Genomic DNA, 6,044 nt, shown 5'->3' with positions numbered 1-6,044 from the left:
GTCCAGACCTGCATCGTGCACCTGATCCGTCATTCCTTGGAGTTCGTGTCCTGGAAGGACCGCAAGTCCGTGGTGCCGGCGCTGCGCGCGATCTACCGAGCCAAGGACGCCGAAGCCGGCATGAAGGCCCTTGAGGACTTCGAAACCAGCTACTGGGGGCAGCGATATCCGGCGATCACGCAAAGCTGGCGGCGCAACTGGCAGCACGTCGTCCCATTCTTCGCCTTCCCCGAAAGCGTGCGCCGGATCATCTACACCACGAACGCGATCGAGGCGCTGAACTCGAAACTGCGCCGCGCCGTCCGCACCCGGGGACACTTCCCGAGTGACGATGCGGCCATGAAGCTGCTATATCTGGCGCTGAACCATGCAGCCGAGGAATGGAAACGACCGCCGCGCGAATGGTTCGAGGCCAAGACCCAGTTCGCCGTCGTCTTCGGCGAGAGGTTCGTCAGCCAATGACGAAAGCGGGCCTCGCGCACAGAATTCCTGACAGTCCCGCGCGTCCATCTGATCGAGCCAAATGGCCGCCCGATCTGAGTCGGCTTTCATGTCCGCAAAGGCCAAGCCATCAAGAGCCTTAATACGCTGGTTCGTAGGGACGGTTTCGTCCTGTGCGCATTGCTCGAGATAGGCTTCAACCTCGGGCCAGACGCCCATCTCATGAAACAGTTCTTCCGTCGCCATCTCGACAAGCATATCAAGCCGACCAACCTCACCCGTGAGCCGCAAGAACCAGGAGAGCTTCGCCGGGCTCCAGTTCGCCGGAAGGCTTTCCTGGATCACTTGTCTCAATGCCTCCTGACGCGCCCTCATCGCCTACGAACCATTAGAGTGAGCCGCCCCTTGCCGACAACTCGGGCCGCATCATGCAGCTTGATCTTGTCGCCGGCGAAGGCCTGCAACAGACCTTGGCTCAGGAGATGGCGAAGGGATTGCAAAAAGATCGGACGTTCTGGCCCTCCCGCGGCGCCGACATATGAGCCAGCTTCCTCACGCGCACCATGTCTCTGGTGTGGGCCGAGCGCGCCAAGTTTGCACACAGGCGCTTCACCGAACCCGCGTAGTCGGATCCTGCCATAGAGAGCGCGTTCATGACGAAAAGCGGGAGGCCGCCCGTTATGTCGATCAAGCGCTGACAATCCGCAGCATCGGCCTGACACCCGGTATCATGCGCGCCAGCAGCAACCGTATCAGGTGCCCACCCCGAGAGGTTTTCGCACGCAACGCCGAGATTGGCTTCAATCGCAGCGACTTCACCCTCCGGCCGGCCGAGAAGCACGAAACGGATATCCTTGGCCACCTGAATCACACCGATCAGGTCTTCAGCGGCCAGTTTGTGGACATTGTCCAGGGCGACCGTCACGACCTCTCCGCGTTCATTCATGCGGCGAGAGAGGAGCTGCAGGATTTTGCGGCCAGAAGCCCCAGGAAGAAAGATCTTCCCAAGGTCCTGCCCGCCTCCGAGCACTCGACCAGCGAGCTCTCTCGCGACGGCATTGGCAAGAGCCGTACCTGGCATGTCGGCGACGTCGAGGTAGACCAGAGGATTCGGAGCATCCTGAGCGGATTGCGCCAGCCATGACGTTTTGCCTGCTCCCGAATAGTCAACGATCAGACGGACGCGCTCGCCCGTCGAAAGAACCGGCTCATCCTGCTGTATCCGATAGGGGACCGGAGGCACCGGCAGATCCTGCAATTGCAGCACTGCTCAAAAAGGGCCGGAAGGTCCTTTGCAGCAAAGACATGGTCGAGCGTCGGATTTTCGCCCGTCGCCGCCATCGTGACGACGCCTGCCAGCTTCCAGACAAGTGTGTCAGGCGCCAGGGTTGCAAACGGCAAGGTCTCTGCCACGCCACAAGTTGCCTGGACTGCTTCCATCAGGGGTGATATTGCGGGCGCCATGACGCGATTTGCAGGATTGCGTGCCTCTCATGCCGCAGCAGCGCGGGACGGTGCTGCGCGATTCGTCATCGTCAGCAATGCGGAGCCGAACGGGCTTTTGTTGGAAAGAATTGCTGCAAGGGATTGGCCCGCGGACGTAACCATCGACTGGCCGGCGGCCGAACCGGCCAGCCGGATCCTGCCCGTTCGCAAGCCTCTTTGGACAGGGCGTCTTTGCGATGCTTCACCTAGACATAAATGCGGGTGCCGTCGAGCTGAATTTCGACATCTTCGTCGCTCTCGACCGAAACTGCCTGCGCTCTCAAAGTTGCGGCCGAAAAGAAGCATTGAACTGCGTACAGGTGCTGGAAAAGGTAGCCACGATGCACGGCTTCGATTCGAACCAATTGTGCGGGGTCCAGAACGCTGACGCATGATCGTAGGTTCCATTTAGTCCGGGCAAAGACGGTGCTAGCACATTGCCTCGTCGGTTTTCGATGCAGTCCCCGCAGATGCGCAAGGATGGCACATCTGGGGTGGTCTCGGCGTCCTGGCCACCGGAACACCATCCGCCGTAGAGCCGATGAAGACCCTAACGTGAGACACTACGCGATGTCTCGTGAGGCGGACCAACTTGCTGACCTTCCCGGGCGAGCCGTGAATAGAACGTCTCCCGGCTTGAAACTAGTTCTCTTGATGCGCTCCTTAATACAAAAAGCTAATTTCTTAACCTTCTCAGCGATCAAGACGAACACGAAGCCTCCGTGCGCGCTCGCGGAAGGCGGCCTCGCCACCCTCGAGGATGTCACACACGGCTTTGCGGATTGGGGCGTTTTCGAGCCCACCGGCCACATAGCTGATCGGCGGTAAACCGCCTGACGGATGCGGGCCCGCTTCGGCTACGATGATCTGATCGGCGTCGGTGTTGATGACGAGATTGGCGTTGTGCGTAACAATAATGACCTGACGTTTGGACTTGGCCGTGATAAACAGCGCGACCAGCTCATCGAACACCGACTTCGGGTCAAGATTTTCCTCCGGCTGGTCGATGATCAACGGACGATCGTCCGAATCGTCGAGAGCGAGGTAGAGCAGCAAGAGGACGATGCCCCGCGTACCGGGCGAGAGCTTCCGGATGTCGACGCCGTCATAGGAGATCTCGTACCGAACGATGATGTGGTCGGTCCCGAAAAGCCAATGCGCGAATTGCTTCGACCAGGCGCGGAACTCGGCTTGTTGCGTGGGCGCATAAGGCGCGTGGGACAGAAGGTCATTGGTGTATTTTCCAATGAAGGCTGTCATCGCAGCCTGAACCTCCGCCGCCGAGCCAGTCTCCCACGCGGGCTTGAGCGCCTCCGTTGCAGCAGTGATCAATGAGCGACGGCCGTAGAAGGGGCCGGCCTTGCGTCTGTCGAGGAGCTCTTCCTCCGCAACCGAGCCCCATGCTTCTACATCAGCGATCCTGCGGACCGAGAAGCTAAGCTTTTTGAGCGTGCCTGATGACGCTGCAAGCCGCGCCATTAGCGGCGCGTAGAGGCCGGCCAGCGCGTTCTGTTCGCTGATGATCGCCTCGAAGACTCGCCCATATGTGTCATCGCGCTCAGTTTGAAGCTCCTTCCGGCGCCCTGCCGCCCCTTGCGCATCGGTAAGCCGGGTTTCGAGGGTCTGAAGCGCAGAATTCTCTTGCGCGATACGGCCGGTCAGCGCCGTGTATTGGTCCCGCACCAGCTTGTCAGCGCTGAAAAGAGTCCCTAGGCGCGTCATCTCAGCGACGATCGGGGCGAGCGGAAGTGCCGATAGATCAGCATTGTCCGCAACCAGCGCGACGTTTGGATCGCCAAGCGGCGGCGGAACGCCGTTGAGCTTCCGAACCTCGCCATCCGCCCACGCGATGTAAGCCGTCAAGCTTTTGTCGACGTCGCCTTTGTAGATCAGCAGGAAGTCGTCCCACTGCTTGGCGTCCAGGCCGCTATTGGCGTGCCGCGCCTGGGCTTGACGGAGCATTTCCGGCGCGCCAGTGGCACGCATGCTCCGAGCCTCGTCCTGCAGGGCGACGAAGGTGCGGCGCTGATTTCCAAAAGCTTGGATCTTGTTTCGAAGATTCTGAGCCACGCCGCTGAGCTGGGTGTGGCGTGCCACCTGCGCTTCAGTTCCTTTAACAACGAGTTTGGCGCGGTCGGTTGTGTAGTCCGCGATCATTTTCCTCTTCTGCGCGGCCTGCGTGGTCAGCGTGGCAACGAGGCTTTCCTTCTCGAACTCGCTGGCGATGCGGTCGGAGACGTCCGAGATCGCGCCGGCTTCGCGCTCGCGTGCTTGCTGGAACCGTGCAGTCTGCTGGTCGCGCAGCTCGGCGAAGTCGGTTGCCCAATCACGATCTTCTTGCGAATGCGACTCGAAAATCACGCGCTCGATCTCGTCCACGAGACCATCGGAAACACCCTTAGCCGAGCAGAGCTCTTCGACGAACTGCTGGGAGAGATAGCGGGCGCGAGGAAAGGACATGTGGCCGTTGGCGTCGCTGCCGTCGAGGGAGCGCGTGACTGTCGAGCCGCCGCCCCAGGTGAGCGTCGTCGTCGCGTTGCCGATCAGCCTGCGGGCCCGCGCCAGGAAGGAAGGGCTGATATTCTCGTCTGCATCCCAACCGGAGGAAGAGATTGCATCGCAACCTGCCGCAATGACGTCTGCCAAGGCCGTCTTGCCCGAACCCCGCGCCCCGATGATGGCTACAAGGCCGGGGTTGAGCGGGATCGAAGGCGTGGTTGCCCAGTCCGCGTCATCGATTATTACGTCCGAGATGACCTGCGACGGCATTGCCGACCGAGGCGGTTGCTCGCCGACGTAGGCGCGACCTTCCGGGTCGATGCAGGCTTGGCGGAGAGCATCGAACTCTAGGCCGCCCTTGATCCATGAGAAGCGATTATCGACGGGCTGCCCCACAGATATCTGGTCGTGGGAGTCGCTCCCGTGGAGACAGGGCTTGCAGCCGTCGTATCGCTCACGCAATTGTTCAACGGGCACGCCCCGCTGGCCGAGCCAGAACTCCCGCTGCGCCGGGCTGCTCGAGAAGATAATATGGGCGAACTTCTCGATTTCCTGCCGCACGGTGGCGTCGGCAGCCTGCCGAAGACCCGACGTGCCGTCGCCGGCGGCGCCGGCGACGGCGATCAGAATGTTCTTCTTCGCCCATTCGCTTTCGTGGATGACGTTGCGCAGCTGGCCGAAATTGACCTTGACCTGCGTCGCCCCGTGCCGAAGCGCCGCGCCGTCATCAATGATCGTTGGGTCGGCGCGCTTTCCGAGCTTGATCAGCTCTTCGCGTGTGCAGTCGTAGCGGTCGTTATGAGCGCCGAATTGCAGGCGCTTGAGGATGCGCTTGACCTCATCGACGTGGTGAGGATCTTCTGGGCTGACCAAGAGATGGATGTTCACGAAGCCGGACTTTGCCGCGGCGTCCAGGCGCAACTCGATGTTCGGGAAGATCAGCTTCACACCGGGAAATCGGCCAGCAGCTTTGTGTTTGAGGAATTCCTCGTAGGTATCGGTGCCGTAGTACTCGGTGACAGCGATAGCTTCGATCTTGGGGGTCAGGGCTTCGAGGGCCGTGATGTAGGTTCCCCAAGCGTCAGAGGCACCGAACTGATTGTTGAGGATAGTGCCAGGTGCATGAATATGCGGCTCCCATCGGTGCCATTCCGAACCGCGATTGGTCAAGGCGCACCCTTTCATGCCCTGCTTACCTTTGCTACAAACACGTCGTCACGATCCCCTAGAGCGTTTCCAGATTTGAAAACGTGAAACGCTCTAGACCGGTCACCAAGAGTCCTCTCGCAAGGCGCTCAAATTCATCATCTATTTCACCGCTTCGAAACACGACTAACTCGGCCATCGACGCTCTTTTGCAGTCGATGACCAAACGCAGCCAACCGTAGATCGTAGTCTCAAAAGATCGTGAGGCGACGAACTTCGTAGCCTAAAGATCTAACCCCTCGGCCCCCGCGATTCCTCAACGGCGCAGAGTTGGCGTCACTCATCGCGCATCCGACCGCATTCCGCCAGGGGAGATGGCGACTTTCCCTCTTTTCACTGGGTCACCGTTCGTTTCGTAATAGTTGATCGCAAGCGTCGTTCGGACCCATGGACCTTGTCTCTGCCGCCGAAGC

Annotated in this window: 3 protein-coding genes; 1 reads left to right on the top strand and 2 read right to left on the bottom strand. The window is 60.3% G+C overall.

Annotated features, from left to right (window positions below):
• Window positions 1-462, top strand: a 462-nt coding sequence (locus NMG70_RS29365) for a transposase (protein WP_254027714.1), incomplete at its 5' end; no start/stop codon positions are given.
• A gap of 454 nt (window positions 463-916) precedes the next feature.
• Here NMG70_RS29365 and NMG70_RS29360 read toward each other — a convergent pair.
• Window positions 917-1,699: a hypothetical protein gene (locus NMG70_RS29360; protein ID WP_254027713.1), complete on the bottom strand. Its 783-nt coding sequence runs from the start codon at window positions 1,697-1,699 to the stop codon at window positions 917-919.
• A 920-nt stretch (window positions 1,700-2,619) separates the two neighbouring features.
• Complete coding sequence (locus NMG70_RS29355; RefSeq protein WP_254027712.1) at window positions 2,620-5,595, bottom strand: TrlF family AAA-like ATPase; 2,976 nt, start codon at window positions 5,593-5,595, stop codon at window positions 2,620-2,622.
• Between the last annotated feature and the right edge of the window lie 449 nt (window positions 5,596-6,044).

This window comes from Mesorhizobium ventifaucium (genome assembly GCF_935822925.1).
Taxonomy (GTDB): Bacteria; Pseudomonadota; Alphaproteobacteria; order Rhizobiales; family Rhizobiaceae; genus Mesorhizobium; species Mesorhizobium ventifaucium.
The sequence above is the reverse complement of the archived record's forward strand: the minus strand, read 5'-3'. Positions and strand labels throughout refer to the sequence as shown.